This window comes from Arenibacter arenosicollis, from assembly GCF_014397245.1.
GTDB classification, from domain to species: domain Bacteria; phylum Bacteroidota; class Bacteroidia; order Flavobacteriales; family Flavobacteriaceae; genus Arenibacter; species Arenibacter arenosicollis.
The window spans coordinates 20985-44333 of sequence record NZ_JACLHY010000029.1; the positions used below are offsets into that span (position 1 = coordinate 20985).

The 23349-nt window shown below is 39.0% G+C and carries 13 protein-coding genes; 9 read left to right on the forward strand and 4 right to left on the reverse strand.

Features of this window, described 5'->3' with window-relative positions; all coding sequences use genetic code 11:
• Positions 1–150 precede the first annotated feature (150 nt).
• The 4 genes from H4O18_RS19525 to H4O18_RS19540 form a co-directional block, all read right to left on the reverse strand.
• Positions 151–1644 carry a DUF1501 domain-containing protein gene (locus H4O18_RS19525; RefSeq protein WP_187587790.1) on the reverse strand — a complete coding sequence of 498 codons (1494 nt, stop codon included), beginning with the start codon at positions 1642–1644 and terminating at the stop codon, positions 151–153.
• A gap of 2 nt (positions 1645–1646) precedes the next feature.
• Positions 1647–4019, reverse strand: coding sequence for a PSD1 and planctomycete cytochrome C domain-containing protein (locus tag H4O18_RS19530; RefSeq protein ID WP_187587792.1), 2373 nt, complete (start codon positions 4017–4019; stop codon positions 1647–1649).
• A 130-nt stretch (positions 4020–4149) separates the two neighbouring features.
• The gene (locus H4O18_RS19535) at positions 4150–4866 is read right to left on the reverse strand and encodes a LytR/AlgR family response regulator transcription factor (protein ID WP_187587794.1); all 717 of its coding nucleotides are present in this window, start codon (positions 4864–4866) and stop codon (positions 4150–4152) included.
• Positions 4866–5948 (reverse strand): sensor histidine kinase, encoded by a 1083-nt coding sequence (locus H4O18_RS19540; RefSeq protein WP_187587796.1) that lies wholly within the window; start codon positions 5946–5948, stop codon positions 4866–4868. Before H4O18_RS19540 ends, H4O18_RS19535 begins: the two co-directional genes overlap by 1 nt.
• A 310-nt stretch (positions 5949–6258) precedes the next feature.
• Between H4O18_RS19540 and H4O18_RS19545 the strand changes: the two genes are divergently transcribed.
• The 9 genes from H4O18_RS19545 to H4O18_RS19585 all read left to right on the forward strand — a co-directional run bounded on the left by H4O18_RS19545 (position 6259) and on the right by H4O18_RS19585 (position 23341).
• On the forward strand, positions 6259–8136 hold the full coding sequence (locus H4O18_RS19545) for a sodium:solute symporter family protein (protein WP_187587798.1): 1878 nt from the start codon (positions 6259–6261) through the stop codon (positions 8134–8136).
• Positions 8137–8223: 87 nt separating this feature from the next.
• Positions 8224–9189: a glycoside hydrolase family 130 protein gene (locus H4O18_RS19550; RefSeq protein ID WP_187587800.1), complete on the forward strand. Its 966-nt coding sequence runs from the start codon at positions 8224–8226 to the stop codon at positions 9187–9189.
• A gap of 57 nt (positions 9190–9246) precedes the next feature.
• Positions 9247–10314, forward strand: coding sequence for a carbohydrate-binding family 9-like protein (locus H4O18_RS19555; protein ID WP_187587802.1), 1068 nt, complete (start codon positions 9247–9249; stop codon positions 10312–10314).
• A 58-nt stretch (positions 10315–10372) separates the two neighbouring features.
• On the forward strand, positions 10373–12700 hold the full coding sequence (locus H4O18_RS19560; RefSeq protein WP_187587804.1) for a glycoside hydrolase family 20 protein: 2328 nt from the start codon (positions 10373–10375) through the stop codon (positions 12698–12700).
• Between the two features lie 579 nt (positions 12701–13279).
• The gene (locus H4O18_RS19565) at positions 13280–13663 is read left to right on the forward strand and encodes an endonuclease domain-containing protein (RefSeq protein WP_187587806.1); all 384 of its coding nucleotides are present in this window, start codon (positions 13280–13282) and stop codon (positions 13661–13663) included.
• Between the two features lie 285 nt (positions 13664–13948).
• Complete coding sequence (locus H4O18_RS19570) at positions 13949–16189, forward strand: GH92 family glycosyl hydrolase (protein WP_187587808.1); 2241 nt, start codon at positions 13949–13951, stop codon at positions 16187–16189.
• A gap of 18 nt (positions 16190–16207) precedes the next feature.
• Complete coding sequence (locus tag H4O18_RS19575; RefSeq protein ID WP_187587810.1) at positions 16208–18451, forward strand: DUF4838 domain-containing protein; 2244 nt, start codon at positions 16208–16210, stop codon at positions 18449–18451.
• Positions 18452–18462: 11 nt separating this feature from the next.
• The gene (locus H4O18_RS19580; RefSeq protein WP_187587812.1) at positions 18463–19947 is read left to right on the forward strand and encodes an alpha-L-fucosidase; all 1485 of its coding nucleotides are present in this window, start codon (positions 18463–18465) and stop codon (positions 19945–19947) included.
• A 286-nt stretch (positions 19948–20233) separates the two neighbouring features.
• On the forward strand, positions 20234–23341 hold the full coding sequence (locus tag H4O18_RS19585; protein ID WP_187587814.1) for a SusC/RagA family TonB-linked outer membrane protein: 3108 nt from the start codon (positions 20234–20236) through the stop codon (positions 23339–23341).
• The last annotated feature ends 8 nt before the right edge of the window (positions 23342–23349 follow it).

The window sequence follows — 23349 nt, forward strand, 5'->3', positions numbered from 1 at the left end:
ATCAATATTTCATCCAAAAACATCCATGGTCGGGTGTTCTTACCTTGGCGTATTTCCTCTTTTGTTTTTAATTTCCGGTTACAGCCAATAAACATCTAAACCATTAACATGAAACTCCATAACCATTCTGTTGTATTGTTGAATTTTCATTTAAGTCAAAATATCCTTAACAATATGTCCCTCAACATCGGTTAGTCTAAATCTTCTTCCCTGATACTTATAGGTTAATTTTTCATGGTCTATGCCCAATAAATGCAGCATTGTAGCCTGAAAGTCATGTACATGGACCGGGTCTTTAACAATGTTGTATCCAAAATCATCCGTTTCCCCATAAACCATTCCCGGCTTAATACCGCCGCCAGCCATCCAAATAGTGAAAGATCTTGGGTGATGGTCCCTGCCGTAACTGGTATCGGTTAAAAGGCCTTGGGAATAATTGGTCCTTCCAAATTCTCCTCCCCAAATAACTAGGGTGTCTTCCAGTAATCCACGTTGTTTTAGATCGGCCACAAGGGCTGCAGAGGCTTGGTCTACGTCTTTTGCCTGTTTCGCTATGGCTCCAGGAAGATTGTCGTGTTGGTCCCATCCCATATGGTATAATTGGATAAAACGTACGTCCTGTTCCGCCAATCTCCTTGCCAAAAGGCAATTTGCGGCGTAAGTACCTGGAATTTTTGCTTCAGGTCCGTACATTTCATAAATATAGTCGGGTTCCTTGGTCGTGTCCATTACATTGGGGACCGAGGTCTGCATCCTATAAGCCATTTCATACTGTGCAATCCTACTTTTAATTTCTGGGTCACCGGATTCTTGGTAATGTTTATCGTTCAATGCGGCTAAATTATCCAGCATTTCCCGTTTAACCTCCTTGGTAATGCCCTTGGGGTCATTTAAATACAATACAGGGTCTTTGGCAGCCCTAAATTGTACTCCTTGGTGTAGGGAATGTAAAAACCCATTGCCCCATAATCTGGTGTATAATGGTTGTCCATTGGGTCTGCCGGTACCGCGCGACAATAGCACCGTAAATGCAGGGAGATTTTCATTTTCGCTACCCAAACCATAACTTAACCAAGATCCTATGCTGGGTCTTCCAGGTTGCTGGGACCCTGTTTGAAAAAAGGTAACAGCAGGGTCATGGTTGATGGCTTCTGTATACATGGATTTTATGATACACAGTTCATCCACCATTTTGGCCGTGTAAGGAAGTAGTTCACTGATATATGTGCCGTTCTTCCCGTGTTGATTAAAATTAAATAGAGATCCGACCAAGGGAAATTTGTCCTGTCCCGCGGTCATGCCCGTAAGGCGTTGTCCGTTCCTAATGGATTCTGGGAGATCTTCTCCACGTCTTTGGTTCAGCAAAGGCTTATAGTCAAAAAGTTCCAGTTGGGATGGCCCCCCACTTTGAAACAGATATATCACCCTTTTAATTTTAGCGGGATGATGTAGCGAATTTAAAATTCCCTTTACCCCATTTAAACTATCATCCTTGGTTAAAATTCCATTTTTATCTTTTCTAAACAGGTTGGCGCCCAATAAGGATGCCAATGCCACGCCACCTACTCCTAGGGCCGTTTTGCCTAAAAATGACCGTCTATTTAATATCAACGACCTTTCTTCTATAATTTTTTTCTCACTCATAATCAGCCTCTGGTTATAGTTTCATCCAAGTTTAAAATGGTGTGTGCAGTTAAAGCCAATGCCGCCAATTGGGTTTCTGAAATGTTTTTGTCAATTTCAGTTGCTCCAATGGACAAGTACTCCTGGGCCTCTATTCCTTCTCCCTCAACTTTTTGGAGCATACTGGTGTAATAATCGCTCAACATGGTCAATTCTTCCTCATCTGGAGCTCTAGAGGTTGCCTGCATAAATATGTAGCTAATTTGATCATTGGTTTCTTTATTTCGATCAATGGCATTTCTGGCAAGTATTCTTGAGGCCTCAATAATTTGAGGGTCGTTTAGTAAGACCAAGGCCTGTAAAGGTGTATTGGTCTCTTGGCGTTTTACCGAACAAAGATCTCTGGAAGCTGCATCAAAAGTCATCATGCTCGGGGGAGGTACCGTTCTCTTCCAAAAAGTGTACAAACTTTTTCTATAAAGATCCTTCCCAGTACTTGTAATGTATGTGGCCGTACTTCCACCACCACCACCTGTGGTTGCTTCCCAAATGCCATCTGGTTGATAAGGCTTAACACTTGGCCCACCCACTTCCTTGTTGAGCAATCCACTTATTTTCAGAGCCTGGTCCCTTATTAATTCTGCCGTAAGCCTTAATCTTGGGGCACGTGCCAAAAGGCGGTTTTCAGGATCTAATTCTTGTAATTCCTTGGAAACTTTGGTGCTCTGTTGATAGGTTGCAGAAAGGGCTATATACTTTAAAATCTTTCTTGTGTCCCAGCCTTCATCCCTAAATTTTATGGCCAGAAAGTCCAACAATTCGGGATGTGTCGGCAGTGATCCCTGATTACCGAAATCGAAGGAAGAAGCCACCAAGCCGCTACCGAACATGCGTTGCCAGTACCTGTTTACAGTAACCCTGGCGGTCAATGGATTTTCCTTGTGGAACAACCATTTGGCAAGTCCCAATCTATTTTTGGGATAGTCCTCCGGAAAAGGGAGTATAGCCTCGGGTGTGTTGGGGTATACCTGTGTTGTGGGCTGGTCATAGACGCCCCTGTTGAGTATATACGAAGGCCTTATCTCCTCCATCTCGTTCATTACCATGACAGGAACTTCCTTCATGCTCGTTTTTTGAAGTTGTACAAAACTCAGTATGCCATTTTTTTCCTTTTCCGTTATGGTCATATAGGGTTTTGGAATTTTCCCCGCACCCCCTGGTGTCAATCCAAGTTCATCTATATTGTTGAAAAAACTAAATAATTCAAAGTGGTTTTTTTGGCTTATAGGGTCGTATTTGTGGTCATGGCAGCGCGCGCACTCAAAGGTTAAACCCAGAAAAGCAGTACCAAAGGTCACTGCCCTGTCCTCCACATACTCAATTCTATATTCCTCTGGTATAACGCCTCCTTCAAAGGTAATCTTGTGGTTTCTATTAAAGCCCGTGGCAAGTATATGTTCTGCATTGGCATTGGGCAAAAGATCCCCAGCTAATTGATAGGTAACAAATTGATCGTATGGCAAGTTTTCCTTAAAGTCGTGTATAACCCAATCCCGCCAAGGCCACATGATACGTTCAAAATCATCTTGGTATCCATGGGTGTCCGCATAACGGGCAATATCCATCCATTCAGAGGACATATGTTCGGCATAGTCTACTGTGGTTAAAAGGGAGTCTATAATTTTTTCGTAGGCTGAAGGTGAATCGTTTTTCACGAAAGCTTCAATTTGTGATACGCTAGGTGGTAATCCTGTAAGGTCGTAAAATACCCGGCGCAATAACTTCTCTTTGGAGGCTTTTTCGTTGGGTTCCAATCCATTTTGTTCCAGTTTTGATAAAACAAATTGGTCAATTTCATTTTGAACCCAAGTAGTGTTATTTGTCTTCGGCACTTTAGGTGTCTCAGGAGCAATAAACGCCCAATGGGTTTTAAATTCAGCGCCCTGCTCTATCCATTTTTTTAGAATCTCTTTTTCATAGTCATTAAGTGTTAGGTTGGATTCCGGTGGTGGCATCATCAAAGATTCGTCCTGGGTGTATATGCGATTTACCAATTCGCTTTTTTTTACATCACCTGGTACAATGGCGTAATGGTCTTTGTTTTTGCCCAGTGCGGTATAAGCATCTTCAGCGGTGTTCAAAGAAAGTCCACCCTCAATGGCATTTTTATCCGGTCCATGGCATTTGAAACAGCGGTCAGATAAAATTGGTTTTACGTCAAAAGTAAAGTCGATTTTGTCGGGAACCTTCCCTTTAAATTCACCACTTTTGGTGGTTTCCGTGGTTTGTACACCCGTATTGCAACCTAAGGTGACTATAGCGAGAATTAATACCAACAGTACACAAGACCTAGTTTGGGAATGTGGATAGATATATTTTAGAGGTTTGATAGACATTTGACTTTTGGTAATTTAATACCCTCTAAATTACTGCTTTTGCATTTATTTAACAGTAAATTTCGACAAATGACTATTTAGGAAAGCTAAATGCTGCTGGAAAAATGGAATTAATTGTAATTGCGAGGATTTATTCCAAACTCTCATCAAGAATTTTACTTTTAACATCGTTTAGATAACTGCGACCAATGGTGTATCTAATACCCTGGACCTCCACACTGTTACCTTCAATAGCTTCTATTTTATCAATTGCTATGGTATAAGACCTATGAATTCTAATGAATTTATCCGATGGAAGTTCTTCAGTAAAACTGCTCAACGTTCTGTGAATAATAAATTTGTTGGCTTTTGTCTTTATCCTGATATAATCCTTTAAACTTTCTATGACGATTATGTCATCCAAATAAATCTTCTGTAATTTTTTCTTATCAACCTTTACGAAAATGCTGTGATTTTCATTGGTGTTCTGTACTTCTTTCTTAGGAAATCCTTCCTTAAGGTTTATTATTCTGTGAACTGTTTTTAAAAATCTGTGAAATGGTATTGGTTTCACTAAATAATCTATTGCTTCCAGTTCAAAACTTTTAAGGGCATAATCCTCATGGGCAGTGGTCATTACCACCATAGCTTTGGAATTTATACTTCCTAGTAAGTCCAGACCGTTCATAATGGGCATATTGATGTCCAAAAATATAATGTCGACCTCATTTCTTTGTAAAAAAGTGGAAGCGTCAATTGCATTGGTAAAGGTCTGTACTAGCGACAGTTCTTTAATTTGTTCTATATAGTTTTTTAATATATTGATAGCTAGGGGTTCATCGTCAATTATTATTACCTTAAAACTCATTACACCTTTAATTTAAGAATAACATTATACATTTTATCTTTTTCAAATATAGAAAGATTATAATCTTCTGGTTCATAACCCAATTTCAGTCGTTTTTTTACGTTGGTGAGTCCAATTCCACAATCCGTTTTATTTAATTTATTTCGTGTTGCATTTGGTGGTAAGTTATTGCTCACTTCAAAATTTAAAATATTGTCAATTACCTCCATGCGTATTTTGATGTACATTTCGCCTATATTTTTACCGGCACCGTGTTTAAAGCAATTTTCAATAAAGGGCATTAAAAGCATAGGAGCAATTTTTTTTTCTTCAATATCCCCTGCAACATTCACATCAATTTTTAACGAATTGTCGAATCTAATTCGTTCCAAATCGATATAATTTTGGATGCATTCAATTTCTCTTGCCAAATCTTGATAGGGTTTGTCCGTGCCATATAACAGGTAACGCATTAATTCGGACAACCTTAATACAATTTCTGGAGCTCGGTCAGATTTTTCTAAAGTTAATGAATATATATTGTTTAGGGTGTTAAAGAAGAAATGTGGGGATACTTGAGATCTAAGGAATTTCAATTCGGTAGTCAATTGCCTTTTCTCCAATTCATGCAATTTGCTATTTTCATTGAGCCAATCCACCGTAATTTTTATAGCTGTTACAAAAGACATCACATAAAGTTCTCCCAACATAGTAACAATAGCGTAATTTAAAGTGAGGCTTTCAACGTCCCCTGCCTCTGGCATTACATTATTGCTTACTAAATAATAGGTAAGGTTGAATTTTACCAAAAGGCCAACAAATAATGTGGCGAGCAATAAAACGGTGTAAGTGAAGTATCTTTTGGTGTAAACAAATTTTGGCATTAAGAAATAAATATTGAAATATGCCAAGGCCATATGTATGGGGAACCCCAGGAGATTGGTTTTTATGGAATAGGCAAAATCCTGATGTAGATTCCCCCAACGGAAAATATTGAAAAGGATATATACGGCCCAAAAAATGATATGATGCTTGTAGGTAATATTGAAATCGCCAGAGCTATTTCTACCAAGTAATTTATGATTCAGCTTTTTAATTTGCATAGGTCCTGATTACTGACTTTATTTCTAAAATTAGGCGTTTGGCTTTACGGGCAGGTTGTTGGTCTAAATTTATTCTCCTTCCTCGAAAAAAAATTAAATATTTAATTCTGATTAGTAGTAACCGCTAATATTTTTTATATAATTCATGAAATGTGGCTGCATCGCCAGGAAAATTCGGGGAATTTATAAAAAAAATAAGAGTAGTTGTCTTTTATGGCGAAAAATCAATAGGCTGTGGCCATTTTTAAACCTTTAAAGGCACGAAATCCTAATTGGCGGACTATTTTCTACAACACTAAAATAAATTTTAATGAACGTAATTGATGTTGCAATTATTATAGCCTATATAGTACTTACACTTTTTGTTGGTATTTGGGTATCAAAAAAAGCATCCAAGGGGCTCAAGTCTTACTTTTTAGGAGGCAACAACATAAAATGGTATTATCTGGGACTCAGTAATGGCTCGGGTATGTTTGATGTTTCCGGTACTGCCTGGATGGTTGGAATCCTGTTTTTGTACGGGGTAAAAAGCTTTATGTTCATGTGGCTTTGGCCTATTTGGAATCAGATTTTCGTGATGATGTTTTTGGCGGTTTGGATACGGAGATCAAATATTATGACCGGTTCGGAATGGATACTTACCCGTTTTGGGGATGATAGGGCCGGGAGGGCTTCCCATAGTATAGTTGCCGTATTTGCTATTGTAGCGGCCGTAGGATTTATTGCTTATTTCTTTGAAGGTGTCGGTAAATTTTTGACCATTATCCTGCCCTGGGATCTGGCCCTACATTTTGGAGAAATGGTTTTACTTACCTCCGAGCAGTCATATGCTATGATCATCATATTTTTGACTACTATTTATACGGTAAAAGGGGGAATGTTCTCCGTGGTGGCCACTGAGGTTTTACAGTATATTATCATGGTAATCGCGGGAATTCTAGTGGCAGGATATGCCTTTTTTGCTTTTACAGATGTAGAAATCAATTCGGTTATTAGTACGGAATGGAAAAATGTCTTTTTTGGCTGGGAATTGGGCACCCATTGGGATGCTGAATTTGAGGCGTTTAATAATTTGATCGATTCCGAGGGATATAAGATGTTCGGAGCTTTAATAGGGATGACACTTTTTAAAGGTTTCTTTGCCAGTATAGCGGGACCAACACCCAGTTACGACCTTCAAAGAATCTTGTCTACCCGAACAGTTAAGGATGCCGCTTATATGAGCGGGTTTACTAATTTGGTGCTGTTTATACCAAGGTATTTATTAATAACTGGTATTGTTGTCATTGCCTTGGTGGTACTAACACCGGAAATGATTGCCAATCCGAGACTTACGGGTGCCGAGTTGGAGATTTTGCTTCCCAAAGTAATCAACTTTCATGTGCCGGTAGGGATAAAAGGCTTGCTGTTGGCCGGTTTGCTTGCGGCTTTTATGTCCACTTTCTCAGCTTTTGTAAATGCGGGTCCAGCTTACTTGGTCAATGATATCTATAAAAAATATTTTAAGCCGGAAGCATCACATAAGCATTATATAAAGGTGAGTCATATAGCCTCATTTTTGGTAGTAATTTTAGGTGTTTTTATGGGATTTTTTGCAGATTCCATCAATTCACTGACCCTTTGGATAACAAGTGCGCTTTTCGGGGGATATGTTGCAGCTAATTTTTTAAAATGGATATGGTGGCGATTTAACGGTTGGGGCTATTTTTGGGGTATGTTGTCCGGTTTGATAATTGCTTCATTACAATTTGTGCTGGATAACAACAAGGGTAATTTTACGGAGGGTAGCTTGTTATACGAGCTTTCCCATGTCCATGCCATTTACTTATTTCCTATTATTTTTGGGGTCTCTATATTGGGTTCGTTTTTGGGAACCTATTTTAGCCCTGCGACTGACAAGGAAGTATTAAAATCCTTCTACAAAAATGTGAAACCATGGGGTTGGTGGAATCCGATATATAAAGAAATAAAGGCGGAAGATCCCAAATTTGAAAAGAACAATGAATTTTGGTGGGATATGATGAACTGTGCCATTGGTATAATATGGCAGTCCAGTATGATCGTGCTGCCCATATACTTTATGATTAGGGATTATCCCAAGGCTTTCATTGCATTTTTGGTATTTGGTGTCACCTCGGCAATTTTAAAGTTTACCTGGTTGGATAAAGTTCGAAAAATACCAAATTAGAAAAATTGACAAGTTTCAGAAACTAAGTTTTAGATAGATTACATTAGAGAGAAATAAGATTAGTTATAATATTTAAATCAAAATAAAGTGAGTAACATTCCATGGCAAGAAAGGCCTGCCAATAGTGCAGATGTAGTTTGGCGATATACAGAGAATCCTGTGGTAAAGAGAGATGCAATCCCTTCTTCCAACAGTATTTTTAATAGTGCAGTAGTACCATTTAAAGATGGGTTTGCCGGGGTATTCCGCTGTGATAATAAGGCGGTGCAAATGAATATTTTTACAGGTTTTAGCAAGAATGGTATAGATTGGGATATTAACCATGACCCCATTCAATTCCAGGCCGGTAATACTGACATGATCGAATCCGATTATAAATACGACCCCAGGGTGGTCTTTATAGAGGATAGGTATTGGATTACCTGGTGTAATGGGTATAATGGTCCAACTATTGGAATAGGATATACTTTTGATTTCAAGGAATTTTTTCAATGTGAAAATGCCTTTCTGCCTTTTAATAGAAATGGGGTGTTGTTTCCAGAAAAGATTGACGGGAAATATGCTATGCTTAGCAGGCCAAGTGATAATGGACATACGCCATTTGGTGATATCTACATTAGCTATAGTCCGGATATGAAGTTCTGGGGAGAACATAGATGTGTTATGAAGGTTACCCCATTTGTAGATAGTGCATGGCAGTGTACTAAAATTGGAGCCGGACCCATTCCTATTCTTACAGATGAGGGTTGGTTAACTTTTTATCATGGTGTAATAAATACCTGCAACGGATTTAGATATTCCATGGGAGCGGCTATTTTGGATAAAGAGCGCCCAGATCAAGTATTATATAGGACGAAGCCTTATTTATTGTCCCCCCAGACCAATTATGAATGTGTAGGCGATGTGCCAAATGTAGTATTTCCATGTGCTGCATTGCATTCTATTGAAGAGGACAAGGTTGCCATTTATTATGGGGCAGCGGACACGGTTACAGGTTTGGCATTTGGACGTATTTCTGAAATTGTAAAATTCACAAAGGAGAATAGTTTATAGCTCAGGCTTTTAAGTGGGATCGTCGGTGATTAAAAAGGAAACAACAAAAATCAAAATATGAGGCAAACTAATTTCAAACAAACCAATAGGTGGTCAATAGCAATTATATTTTTGTTTATTGGCATTACCGGGATAAACGGCCAAGAACTGGTGCCTAGGAACTATATCGCCTTTAAGGCGAATGAAACCTTGGTTATAGATGGAAAAGGAGATGATGCTTCATGGCAAAAAGCAACCTGGTCCCAAGATTATATTGATATCGAAGGTAAAATTACGCCTAAATATAGAACCAGGATGAAAATGTTATGGGATAACGATTACCTCTATGTTATGGCAGAAATGGATGAACCACATGTGTGGGCCACTTTAAAACAAAGGGATACCGTTATTTTTTATAACAATGATTTTGAAATTTTTATAGATCCCGATGGCGACACTCATAATTATTACGAATATGAGATGAATGCCCATAATACACTTTGGGACCTCTTTTTGACCAAGCCGTATAGGAATCACGGCAAAGTGATTGACAGTTGGGATATTCAAGGTGTAAAATCAGCGGTAAGTATTGATGGTACACTAAATGATTCATCGGATACGGATAAGGGATGGACGGTGGAAATAGCTATTCCATGGAAGGTAATTACGGAGGCGAGTAATGGTAATGATGTTCCGGAGAACGATTTTTGGAGGATTAATTTTTCTAGGGTCAACTGGAATTTCGATTTAACGGACGGGAGGTATTCCAGAAAAAAGGATGACAAGGGCAAGTTCCTTCCCGAATATAATTGGGTGTGGTCGCCACAAGGAGTTATTAATATGCATGAGCCAGAGCATTGGGGGTATGTTTATTTTTCTTCAGAAGAAGCGGGTGGAAAGGACAGTTTTTCAATTCCGCAGGACGACTACATAAAATGGCATTTATATTCCCTCTACAGAGGAGTTTTACAAGGGAAAAAGGGTGCTGAAAAGCAAGTCGCAACACCTAAGAATATTTTGGGCAAGTCTATAAAACCTAATTTGGATAAGCACCGATTTGGATATAATATTTGGGTTAAAAGTCCATTTACCGGAAAAATATTGAAGATAAGTGAGGATGGCGAATTTCGAAGTGTCGATGAATAAAAATGATGTGAGCGCATAAAATTTTAGGTGGTCAATGGAATTGAATAAAGGGAGAAAAATGAAAAATGCAATATTTCAAAGCTTAAGTATGATTCTGCTAGTTATTCTAGTGGGTTGTGGAGAGGAAAGTAGAACCATTTTTACGGAAAATGATATAAGTATCGTTCCCAAACCTTTGGAAATGAAATTTAACCAAGGCGCTTTTCGCTTTAACGAGGATACCAAATTGGTGGCACCAAAGGATCAAGGGGAGGTTTTGGATGTACTGAAGGATAAATTTACCGCAGCGGCCGGATGGACCTTGGAGGTGTTAGATACGGCACCAAGAAGCAATTTTGTCCTATTATCCACGGATTCGTCCATGGCCGAGGAAGGCTACGACCTAAAGGTGATGGATAATCAGATAATTATTAAAGCCAATGGCCTTAATGGATTTTTATATGGCTTGGAAACGATTAGACAATTACTTCCGGTCGCCATAGAAAGTAAAAGCCTGGTTAACAATATTAATTGGGATATTCCCAAGGTGGAAATTAAAGATAGTCCTCGATTTAAATGGCGAGGTTTTATGCTTGATGTTTCCAGGCACTTTTTTGATAAGGATTATGTTCTGGCTACCATAGACCAATTGGCCTTGTTAAAAATGAACACACTGCATTTGCATTTAGTAGATGATCAAGGGTGGCGAATAGAAATAAAAAAATATCCAAAATTAACGGAGGTGGGTGGTTTTAGGGTCGACCAAGAAGATAAGCCTTGGAATGCTCGGCCAACGCCGGATTTGGGGACAGAGACTACTTATGGTGGATTTTATACCCAAGAGGATATTAAGGAAATTGTAGCTTATGCCAGTAGTAGGGGAGTTACTGTGGTTCCGGAAATAGAGATGCCGGCGCACGTAATGAGCGCCATAGCGGCATACCCTGAATTATCATGTTTTCAAAAACCGATCATGGTACCTTCTGGAGGGGTGTGGCCCATAACTGAAATATATTGCGCTGGCAAGGATTCAACTTTCGAGTTTTTGGAGAACGTTTTATTGGAAGTAATGGAATTGTTTCCATCACAATACATTCATGTGGGCGGTGATGAGGCTACAAAGACCAACTGGGAGATATGCCCTGATTGCAAAAAAAGAGTGGCAAATGAAGGTTTGGCCAATGTTGAGGAACTTCAGAGCTACTTTATTCAGCGTATGGAACGTTTTCTAAGTTCCAAGGGAAGGATTTTATTGGGTTGGGATGAAATATTGGAAGGTGGATTGGCCCCTGGAGCAACCGTCATGAGCTGGCGAGGTGTAAAAGGTGGTCTGGAAGCTTCTGAGGCCGGACACGATGTGGTTATGACACCGAATTCACATTGTTATTTTGATTATTACCAAGGGGACCAAGATGCTGAGCCGTTAGCTTGGGGTGGTAATTTACCGCTAAGTAAGGTCTATCAATTTGACCCTGTGGTTGACGAAATGACAGCTGAGCAAGCTAAACATGTTTTAGGTGGACAGGCTAATTTATGGACGGAATATGTCCCGACATATGACCAAGCGGAATATATGACCTATCCACGTTTGGCCGCCTTGGCAGAAGCAGTTTGGAGTAGCAAGGCAAATAGAAATTGGGACGATTTTTCAAATAGGGTAGAAAGCTTATTCGAAAGATATGGAAAAATGGGAATTAATTACGCCAAAAGTGCCTATCAAGTAACGACTGAAACTTCGGTGGATCCTGAAAGTGCAGCTATTTCGATAGCGCTTAAATCAGAATTTACAGGCTCGGATATCCGTTATACCCTGGACGGAAGTGATATTACCGTAGCGTCCGAAAAGTACACTACTCCTATAGATATCAAAAAGACAACTACCATCAAGGCTCAAGTTTTTAAAGAAGAAAAACCTGTGGGCGCCTTATTTAAAAAAACAATTACCTATAATAAAGCTGTTGGAAAACCTGTAACCTATTTAAAAAAATATCACGACAGTTACCAGGGAGCCAAGGAATTGGGGATGGTAAATGTAGTTCGCGGATCAAAGAACTTTCACGATGGGCAATGGCAGGGCTGGCTAGGTGGTGATATGGAACTGCTGATCGATATGGAGTCGCCTACGGAATTGGAAAAAATCACTGTAGGTGCCTTGGAAAATCAAGGTTCTGGAATCTACTTTCCTGTCCAAGTGGAGGTTTTACTTTCGGCAGATGGGAAGACCTTTAAAAGTGCGGGTATTGTAAAAAGAGAATATTCGGCAAATAATGGCTCGGAATTAAAGAATTATGTGGTAGGAATAAAGGAACAAACCACAAGATACATTAAGGTTATTGCAACAAATTTAGGTACGCCACCTACTGGCGGTGGTTCATGGATGTTTATTGATGAGGTGGTAGTGGAGTAATTTGGGCGTTTGGAAAACACACCCCTAACCCCTCTCAAGAGGGGAATTTTAACGGTTATAAAAATGTGAATCGTATTCAAATAGGAGTCGAATTTGTGAAATAGAGATTTATTTTTTGATTCAATATTTCTTTAAGAATAATTGTAAGAAATATGTTTGGTTGAGCGCATAAATTTATAGATAAGGGTACAGAAACTCCCTTCTTGATAGGGGAATTTTAACGATTATAAAAATGTGAATCGTATTCAAATAGGAGTAGTATTGTTGAAGTAGAGATTTATTTGTCGATTCAATATTTCTTTGAGAAATAATTGTAAGAAATATGTTTGGTTGAGCGCATAAATTTATAGATAAGGGTACAGAAACTCCCTTCTTGATAGGGGAATTTTAACGATTATAAAAATGTGAATCGTATTCAAATAGGAGTAGTATTGTTGAAGTAGAGATTTATTTGTCGATTCAATATTTTTTTGAGAAATAATTGTAAGATGGATGTTTTGTTGTGAGGATAAACTTTATCATAAGGGCAAAGAGAACTCCACTCTTGAGAGGGGCTGGGGGTGTGTAAAAAGATAAACAATGAAAAAAAGAAAAATCATTCCTTATAACCCTAAATTGAAAGAATTAGCTCGCGATTTGCGAAACAATAGTACGAAAGCAGAAATAATACTATGGTTAAAGTTGAAATCGAAACAAATGTATGGTTACGATTTTCATCGTCAGAAACCTATAAACAACTATATATTAGATTTCTTTTGTCAGGAACTTATGTTGGGTATTGAAGTTGACGGTTATTCACACGGTATAGTCGAAGTTTATAATAAGGATTTAATAAAAGAGGAGAAGATGAATAACTTGGGTGTTGGGATTCTACGTTTTACTGATGACCAAATATTGAGGGATATGGACAATGTGTTGAGGGTAATTGAAGCATATATCCAGGATTATGAAGAAAAAGCATAAAAACACCTAGTCCCTCTGCCGAAAAAGTGTGGCAGTCTCTCTCGAGAGGGGAACGGAAACGGATATTAAAATATGAATAGTATTTCATACGGAGTAGAATTTGGGAAGAGGAGATTTATTTCTTGATTCATTATTTCTTTGAAAATAATTGTAATAAATATGTTTTATTGAGAGGATAAACTTTATCAGTAGAGCACATAAAACTCCCCTCTTGAGAGGGGCTGGGGGTGTGTAAATTTAAGATTGAAGCGCACGCATTACAAACATAAATAGTAAAGAACAACTATGAGCTTAAAACATACAATTCTATTATTACTGGCAGTCTTTTCCCTAGGAGCTTTTGCCCAAAAACAACCCGTAGAATATGTGAATCCGTTTATTGGGACCTCTAATTTTGGAACTACCAATCCAGGGCCGATTGCCGTTAGGGGAATGGTCAGTGTGTCCCCTTTTAACGTGGCTGGACCCAAAAATTTGCCTTTGGAGAAGGACAGTCGATGGTTGTCCACCCCATATGTACAGGAAAACACTTTCCTGACAGGATTTAGTCACGTTAATTTAAGCGGTGTAGGCTGCCCAGAGTTGGGAGTAATTTTGGCCATGCCCACCACAGGTGATTTGGAAGTTGAGCACTTTAAATATGGAACAACATATTCCAATGAGGTTTCAAAAGTTGGGTATTACTCCAATACGCTGGATAACTATAATATAAAGGTGGAGGCCACGGCAACTACTAGGGTAGGGGTTAGCAAATATATCTTTCCAAAAGGGGATGCAAATATCTTGATCAACCTGGGCTTAGGTTTGACCAATGAACAAGGTGCTTCCGTAAGGGTTGTTTCTCCAACGGAAATTGAAGGTGTGCGTAGCGTAGGTTCATTTTGTTATTACAAACCGGAGGAAGCTTATCCCGTATATTTTGTAGTACAATTTTCCCAGCCAGCCGATGAGTTTGGAGTTTGGAAAAAACCTACTACCTACAATGGGGCAGAGGCGCAATGGATGGGCTACAATGGAAAAACGCGTATTATGCCTGGCTATACAAAAGAAGTGGTCGGGGATAGTATAGGAAGCTATATGCGCTACAAATTTAGGGAGCCTACCGTTGTAGAAATGAAAGTAGGAGTTTCTTATGTGAGCATTGACAACGCCCGTGAAAATTTGGAAAAGGAAACATCAACACACAGTTTCGACCAAATCTGGGCGGAAACCAAAGAAAACTGGAACAAATATCTATCTAAAATTGAGGTTGAGGGCGGTGAAGAAGAGGACAAGATCAAGTTTTATACGGCCTTGTACCATACCCTAATACACCCTAGTACCCTTAACGATTTTAATGGAGACTATCCCAAAATGAAAACTAGGGAAACCTTAAAAACGAAAGATACCCGCTATACTGTTTTTTCACTCTGGGATACGTATCGGAATTTGCACCAACTAATGAGCTTGGTTTATCCTCGCCAGCAATCCGATATGGTGAAAAGTATGCTCCAGATCTATGATGAGAGTGGCTGGTTGCCAAAATGGGAACTAAATGCCACAGAAACCACCACTATGGTCGGAGATCCGGCGGGAATCGTAATTGCCGATACTTATTTGAAGGGTATTAGGGATTTTGATGTGGAAAAGGCGTATTCGGCGATGATTAAAAGTGCGGATCAAATAGATGGTAACCCCCTGCGTCCAGGACTTAAGGATTATTTGGAAAAAGGATATCTCACCACAAAAACAACCAATAGCGGTTCGGTATCTACCACTCAGGAATACAATATTTCGGATTATGCAATTGCCCAATTAGCCAAAGCCTTAGGCAAAAAGGAGGATTTTAATCGCTTCTCCAAAAGATCGGTTTCTTACAGAAACCTCTTTGATAAGGAATTTAATTTGCTAAGACCCAAAAATGATGATGGTAGTTGGTTAACGCCATACAATCCAGAATCAGGAGCTAATTTTGAGAAGAATTTGGGCTTTATTGAAGGCAATGCTTGGCAGTATTCCTTTATGGTTACTCACGATACCAAAGGTCTTATAAGACTTATGGGAGGGACAAAGGCTTTTGCCAGTCGTCTTCAGGATGTTTTTGACAAGGGTCAATACGATATGGCCAATGAACCTGATATAGCTTATCCGTATTTGTTCAATTATGTAAAAGGGGAAGAAAAGCGAACTCAAAAAATGGTTTCGAATTTGCTAAACAAATATTACAAGAATGCCCCAGCCGGACTCCCAGGAAACGATGATACGGGTACCATGTCCGCTTGGGCAGTGTTTTCTATGATGGGAATATATCCAATTAGTCCAGCGAATCCTTTATACACGATAACAACACCAAAATTCAATAAAATAACCATTCATTTGGATACCGATTATTACCAGCAGGAAAAACTGATAATAAGTTCCAATATTACTAAAGAAAATCAGTTCATAGAGAATATCAGTATTCAGGGAAAACCCCACAAAGGTTACTTTATAACTCATGAAGAATTGGTGAACTGTAAATTCTTGGAGTTTAAATTGAACAATTAGATCTAAATCAAATTGAGAATGAAAATAGTAAAGTCAAAATTCGGATTTCTAGGTCTCTTACTTATGTTTTTGGTCATTTCATCCTGTAATATGGATGGGATAGAACTGATTCACGAGGGCAAGTCGGACTATGAAATAGTACTTATGGGAAGAGGTACTGAAAGTCTAAATAAATCCGCGGAGGTACTACAAAGTTATCTTTATGAAATAAGTGGTGCAAAATTGGATGTAGTTAATGAAACTTCCCAACATGTAGAAAAGAAAAAGATTTATCTAGGCATCGATTACGAAAAGGATCTTGAGGCACATGGTATATCAATAAGGACCAAAAGTAATAACCTATTAATTTCAGGAGGTTCGGATAAGGCAACAAAATATGCAGTTTACGAATTCTTGGAGCGCTACTTGGGTTGTAGATGGTATGCTCCCGGCTCAGAGAAAATTCCATCATCCAAAACAATTGACCTTCCAGGGATAGATTTTGAGTATACCCCATCCATTACCACTAGAACGGTGCATTCAAAATTATTTTATGATAATACCGATTTTGCAGATAAGCAAAAGGTGACGCATGAATCGTTTCCCAATTATGTGCCCAGTGCCAGGGTGCATACCTTCCATAAATTTCTGCCTGAGGAACAATTTTATGAATCAAATCCGGAATATTATGCATTGAGGGGTGATCAACGATTGCCTACCCAATTGTGTCTAACCAATCCTGATGTCTTGGCAATAGTAAAGGATTCTGTTGCTTCCTTGTTTCAACAATATCCCAAGGCTAGGGTGTTGTCGGTGAGTCAGGATGATAATCAGCAACATTGCCAGTGCGACAATTGCAGCAAAATAGATAAAGAAGAAGGAAGTCCATCCGGGACCATGATAAGGTTTGTAAACGAGGTGGCAGCTACATTCCCGGACAAGATGATTTCTACTTTGGCCTATCAATATACCCGGAAGCCATGTAAGTCGAAACCTTTGGATAACGTATTGATTACACTTTGTTCTATAGAGTGTGATAGAAGTGCGCCTATTTCTGAAAAATGCACCGATTTTGCAAACGATTTAAAGGGATGGGGCAGGTTGACAAACAACATAAGGATTTGGGATTATACTACACAGTTCACCAACTTTTTGGCTCCTTTTCCCAATATCCAAACCCTAAAGCCAAATATTAAATTGTTTAGGGATAACAATGCCAAATGGGTATTTGAACAGCACAGTAACAATCCTAGTGAACTTTTTGAACTTAGATCCTATATTACCGCCCAACTCCTTTGGAATCCTGATCAAGACATAGATGTCCTATTGACCGATTTCACAAATGGGTATTATGAAGAAGCGGGACCATTTGTAAAGAATTACATCACTAAAATTCATGCAAAAATAAAGGAGGATAAGGATTTTTTCTTGTTCCTATACGGTGATCCATCTGAGGCATTTACATCCTATTTGAGTCCTGAGCTGTTGGACGATTATTCTCAATTGTTTAATGAGGCCGAAAAAGCGGTTGCAAATAAACCTGAAATAGTTGCTCGGGTAAAAATGGCGCGCTTAGGTGTAGATTATGCAGTATTGGAAGCATGTAGAAAGAGATTAACGGATGACTACAGACTTTTGATTCCCACAGCTGATGGTAAAAAGAGTATAAACCCTTTGGTAACCACCTTATTGGACAATTTTACGGCAACCTGTGCGAAGAATAATGTGGTATTGATGAACGAAATGGGCTTTACGGTAACTGAATATCTTGCAAATTATATGTCAGCTCTTGAAGTAGCTAGAATGCCAAACAAGGCCATGGGTAAAGCTGTTGTCACAAACACCCAACCAAAGAAATATGCCAAGGAGGATCCTATGGTACTAACGGATGGAGCACTTGGCGGAAGCAGTTTTTATGCCAATTGGTTGGGATATGAGGGTAATGATATGGAAGTAGTTGTGGATTTGGGAGAACCAATGAACATAAGTACAATTTCCTTGGCCTTTTTGCAGGTTACCAATCATATTGTATTTTTTCCATCCAAAGTTGTCTATTTGGGGTCTTTGGATAATGAGCATTACTTCAATTTAGGAACCATTAATAATCCATTGCCCTTATCCAAAGAAAGTAAGGTGAACGACATCCAATTTTTTAAGTTGGATTTTGATCAGAAAAGGTCCCGCTATATAAAAGTGAAGGCTTTAAACACAAAAACACCCTATTGGCATCACGCAGCAGGTCTGCCTTCCTGGCTTTTTGCAGATGAAATTATAATTAATTAATCCAGAACCGTATGAATATAATTAAAAACAAATATTTACTGTTGGCTTTCGCTACAACCTTGGTTTTTCAGGGTATGAATGCCCAGGCAATCTATGAAGATGAAAGGTATGTTCCTGAAACAGATCCCTTAGTACTTGAAAAGCTGGAACAATGGCAGGACATGAAATTTGGACTACTGATGCATTGGGGAACTTACAGTCAATGGGGAATTGTGGAATCATGGTCGCTTTGTCCTGAAGAGTATGGCTGGTGTGAGCGCACCAAGGGGTCTAACCCCAGTGATTATAATACTTACAAAAAGGAATATGAAGGTTTGCAGAAGACCTTTAATCCCGTGAAATTTGATCCTGACAAATGGGCCAAGGCAGCAAAAAATGCAGGCATGAAATACGTTGTATTTACAACCAAACATCATGATGGATTTTCCATGTTCGATTCCAAATACACGGACTATAAAATTACGGACCCGAAAACGCCATTTTCCACAAATCCCAAGGCGAATATCACCAAGGAAATATTCAATTCTTTTAGAGGGCAGGGATTATGGGCTGGAGCCTATTTTTCAAAGCCCGATTGGAACACCCCTACCTATTGGGATCCCTATTATCCACCTCGGGATAGAAATGTAAATTACGAGCCTGAGGCCAATCCGGAAAAATGGCAGAAATATATAGATTTTACACACAATCAAATTTTGGAGTTACTAACGGATTATGGTAAAGTGGATATATTGTGGCTCGATGGCGGTTGGGTAGCCAAAACCCCAAAATCGGAAATAACCAATTGGTATGAGCAACAGCTGGTAAACAATGACAATGGCTATTTAAAGCATCGTATCATCAATCAGGATATTAAGATGGATGAATTGGTGGTTAAGGCCAGGGAAAAACAACCAGGCTTAATAGTGGTGGACCGTGCCGTTCATGGAAAAAACCAAAATTACCTAACTCCAGAGAATAGGGTGCCAGAAAAGCCACTTCCTTATCCTTGGGAATCCTGTATCATTGCCGGAGGCGGTTGGTCCTATTCTTTTGATGCCAAATATATGTCCGGTCGTGAGGCCATCCATACCTTGGTGGATATAGTGGCCAAGGGAGGAAACTTGTTGTTGAATATAGCACCAAGCCCAGAGGGCGAATGGGATGCGGGCGCATACAAATTGTTAAATGAAATTGGGGATTGGATGTCCGTCAACAAGGAGGCTATTTATGGAACTCGGTCCATGGCTCCTTTTAAGTTTGATAATGTATGTGTTACGGCCAAGCCGGATGGTACTGTGTATCTAACCTATTTAGTGGAAAAAGGTCAAACTGTGTTGCCATCGGAAATTGTGTTTCCGGACTATGTTCCATCCAGAGGTGCCAGGGCACAGCTTTTGGGGACTGGAAAGAAATTAAAATGGAACAAAAAAAGCAATGGAATGGCAATTCAACTTCCCAAAGATGCGGAGGCTAAATTGTTAAGTAAAGAGGCATTTGTGATAAAGATAAAATAATGAATTTGTAAAATTATAATCCTCGAATTATATCCCGATAGTCTTTGTGCTGATCGGGATTTTTTTATACCCTAATTTATGATACTTTTTTCACCAATAAAGATACTATTTTTGTCCAAAAAAATTAACGTTTCCTTTGGATTCAACGTCATTTGGCATAAATTAGCCGTTATTGGTCGAATTAATTTCTCATCTGGTCGTTAAATTGAGGAATTTAGTAATTATTTAACATTAGGATAACTCCCTATTAATTAACTCTAATTTAAACTAACTTAAAATTTCTAGTATGATTAAAAAAATTCATTACTATTTAATGTTTATGGCTATTTTCTGCATGCAGGGAATTACGGCTCAGGACATAACAGTTACCGGAACGGTCACCGATGATTTAGGTACTCCACTGCCGGGTGTAAATGTTGTGGAAAAGGGAACTATCAACGGAACATCGACCGATTTTGACGGTAATTATTCCATTAAAGTTTCCAATAATAATGGTTCTTTAACTTTTTCGTCACTTGGTTTCACAACCAGAGAGATTGCCATTAATGGACAATCGGTGATTAATGTAAGTTTGGAGGAAGATGCTGAGCAATTAGGTGAAGTTGTCGTCACTGCTTTGGGTATTAGAAAAGAAACCAAAGCCTTGGGATACTCCCTTACGGAAGTAGGTGGCGAAGAACTTTCAAACATCAAACAGACCAATGCCATCAATTCCTTACAAGGTAAGGTTGCGGGGGTTAACATTACTCAAAATGCCACTGGTGCAGCTGGTTCCAGTAGGGTTATTATCCGGGGGGCAAGCTCCTTATCGGGAGACAACCAACCGCTTTATATTGTAGATGGAATTCCAATAGGAAATGAAAATAACGGTTCTGCAGGTCTATGGGGCGGATCAGATGGGGGTGATGGAATTTCCAGTATAAATCCTGATGACATACAGTCTGTAAGTGTTCTTAAGGGTGGTGCGGCCTCCGCACTTTACGGCTCTAGAGCTGCAGGTGGTGTTATAATAGTTACCACTAAATCGGGTAAAGGTCAAGAAGGTTTCGGTGTAGAGCTCAGCAGTTCTGTAACCTTTGATACCGTTGATTCCTCGCTTCAGGATTTTCAAACGGAATACGGTCAAGGAACCAGAGGAAGAAAGCCGGTAAATCAGGCAGAGGCTTTGGATCTTGGTACCAGTTCATGGGGTGCTAAATTGGACGGGTCTCCTGTCGTACAATGGGATGGTGTAGAAAGACCATATTCCTATGTGGGTAGCAATTTGGATAATTTTTATAGAACAGGTACTACCTTTATTAATACTGTAGCACTTACGAGTGGGTCGGAGAAAATGAATTATAGATTTTCCGCCTCAGATCTTTCAAATGAAGATGTAATGCCTAATGCCGGATTGAACAGAAAAACTTTCTCTTTGAATTCTAGTACTATTTTAGGTGACAAAATATCTTCACAGGTGAATGTAAAATACATTAAGGAAGATGTTCAGAATAGACCACGTTTATCCGATGCACCAGGTAACGGGAACTTTACGGTTGCCAATTTATCGCCTAATGTAGACGTTAGATTTATGAATCCTGGCGCCAATCCTGATGGTACAGAAAGACAGTATTCCAATAATACGTTTTCCCAAAATCCATATTTTGCCGCTTATAATTTCAGGAACGAGGATACTAAAAACAGGATAATTGCTTCAACCTCCCTGAGATATGATATTACCGATTGGTTATATTTATCAGGACGTACAGGTATAGATCATTCCACCATTAAAAGGACTTCCGTTGAACCTTATGGTACTGCATATAAGCCTTTAGGTGGAATTAATGAAACTGAAATTCGATATTCTCAAATTGATGCGGATTTGATCTTGGGAGCTGAAAGGGATATTACGGATAAATTTGCAACCTCCGCCTTTGTGGGAATTAACAGCAATCATATAAAACAGGAGCAATTAAATTTGGGCGGTAGCGATTTTATTGTGCCTGGTCTTGAGGATATTGCCAATACGGCCAATCAATCCAGAGGCCGTAGTTATAGTGAAAGAAAAATTGGTTCCGTATACGGTTCAGTGGAATTTTCATATGACCGATGGGCCTATGTTACGTTCACTGGTAGGAACGACTGGTTTTCTACCCTTTCATTCCCGGGAAAAACAACTCCTAACAACGATTTTTATCCATCTGTCAATGCTAGTTTAATATTGTCTGATGCCTTTGATATGCCAGAACCAATAAGCTTCTTGAAATTAAGAGGTGGATATTCCGAAGTGGCGGGTGGAGCTCAGGATGCTTATGCCTTGGCGCTTACGTATGAAATTTTTGGACAAGGATTTTTGGGTCAGCCTACAGGACGTGTAAATGGAGGGACTGTACCAAATTCCAACTTAGTGCCCTTCAGTAAAACAGAAGCGGAAATTGGGGTGGATGCAAGGTTCTTTAATAACAGGTTGTCTTTGGATATGGCCTATTACGAAAATGAGACCACCAAGGATATTGTGGATGTGTCTACTTCTGTATTTTCTGGATATGGCGGTGCAAAGGCCAATATAGGAAAGGTAGAGAACAAGGGTATTGAAATCTTGTTATCTGGAAGTCCTATTAGATCTCAAAATTTCAATTGGACCACAAGTATCAACGGAGCTTACAACCAAGGAAAAGTATTGGCTACCAATGAAGCCAATGCGGATGTTAATTTAGATGAGCCCCGTACTAGAAATGTTAGAATCACCCACATCGTAGGTGAGGCTTATGGTACCATAGTTGGTGTATCCTATGATAGGGATGAAAATGGTGTAATTAAATATACTATAAATGGAGATGGAGTCCCTGTGGCTGTCGAAGGGGAAAGAAAAATTTTGGGTGAAGGAGTACCACCTTTGACATTAGGTTTCAACAATAGTTTTTCTTATAAAAACTTTAACCTTAATTTCTTAATCGATGGAAAATTTGGTGGACAGATTTTTTCTGGTACCAATACTACAGTTTACGGAAATGGTCTTCATAAAGCTACCTTGGCAGGAAGAGAAAATGGTTTAACGGTTTCTGGAATCAACGCAGATACCAATCAGCCTTTTACCACAACCGTTGCTCCTGAATTTTTGCAGAATTATTACGGGGAAATAAACGATATCGCGGAAGAATTTGTAGAAGATTCCGATTACATAAAATTTAGGCAATTAAGTCTTGGATATAGTTTGCCCCAAAAGTCATTGGAGAATATTTTCTTGACCAATGTAAATATTTCTGTCATTGCTTCCAATTTGTTTTATTTAAAAAGAAGTGTAGATAACATAGATCCGGAAAGTGCTTACAATGTGGGTAATTCGCAAGGTTTGGAATATTTTGGTGTTCCTTCTTCAAGAAGTTTTGGATTAAATGTAAATGTTAAGTTTTAAAAATATAA

Excerpts from the sequence above, each read along its gene's own strand:
- H4O18_RS19525 (WP_187587790.1), bottom strand. The coding sequence starts at position 1,644 with ATGAGTGAGAAAAAAATTATAGAAGAAAGGTCGTTGATATTAAATAGA.
- H4O18_RS19530 (WP_187587792.1), bottom strand. The coding sequence starts at position 4,019 with ATGTCTATCAAACCTCTAAAATATATCTATCCACATTCCCAAACTAGG.
- H4O18_RS19535 (WP_187587794.1), bottom strand. The coding sequence starts at position 4,866 with ATGAGTTTTAAGGTAATAATAATTGACGATGAACCCCTAGCTATCAAT.
- H4O18_RS19540 (WP_187587796.1), bottom strand. The coding sequence starts at position 5,948 with ATGCAAATTAAAAAGCTGAATCATAAATTACTTGGTAGAAATAGCTCT.
- H4O18_RS19545 (WP_187587798.1), top strand. The coding sequence starts at position 6,259 with ATGAACGTAATTGATGTTGCAATTATTATAGCCTATATAGTACTTACA.
- H4O18_RS19555 (WP_187587802.1), top strand. The coding sequence starts at position 9,247 with ATGAGGCAAACTAATTTCAAACAAACCAATAGGTGGTCAATAGCAATT.
- H4O18_RS19560 (WP_187587804.1), top strand. The coding sequence starts at position 10,373 with ATGAAAAATGCAATATTTCAAAGCTTAAGTATGATTCTGCTAGTTATT.
- H4O18_RS19565 (WP_187587806.1), top strand. The coding sequence starts at position 13,280 with ATGAAAAAAAGAAAAATCATTCCTTATAACCCTAAATTGAAAGAATTA.
- H4O18_RS19570 (WP_187587808.1), top strand. The coding sequence starts at position 13,949 with ATGAGCTTAAAACATACAATTCTATTATTACTGGCAGTCTTTTCCCTA.
- H4O18_RS19575 (WP_187587810.1), top strand. The coding sequence starts at position 16,208 with ATGAAAATAGTAAAGTCAAAATTCGGATTTCTAGGTCTCTTACTTATG.
- H4O18_RS19580 (WP_187587812.1), top strand. The coding sequence starts at position 18,463 with ATGAATATAATTAAAAACAAATATTTACTGTTGGCTTTCGCTACAACC.
- H4O18_RS19585 (WP_187587814.1), top strand. The coding sequence starts at position 20,234 with ATGATTAAAAAAATTCATTACTATTTAATGTTTATGGCTATTTTCTGC.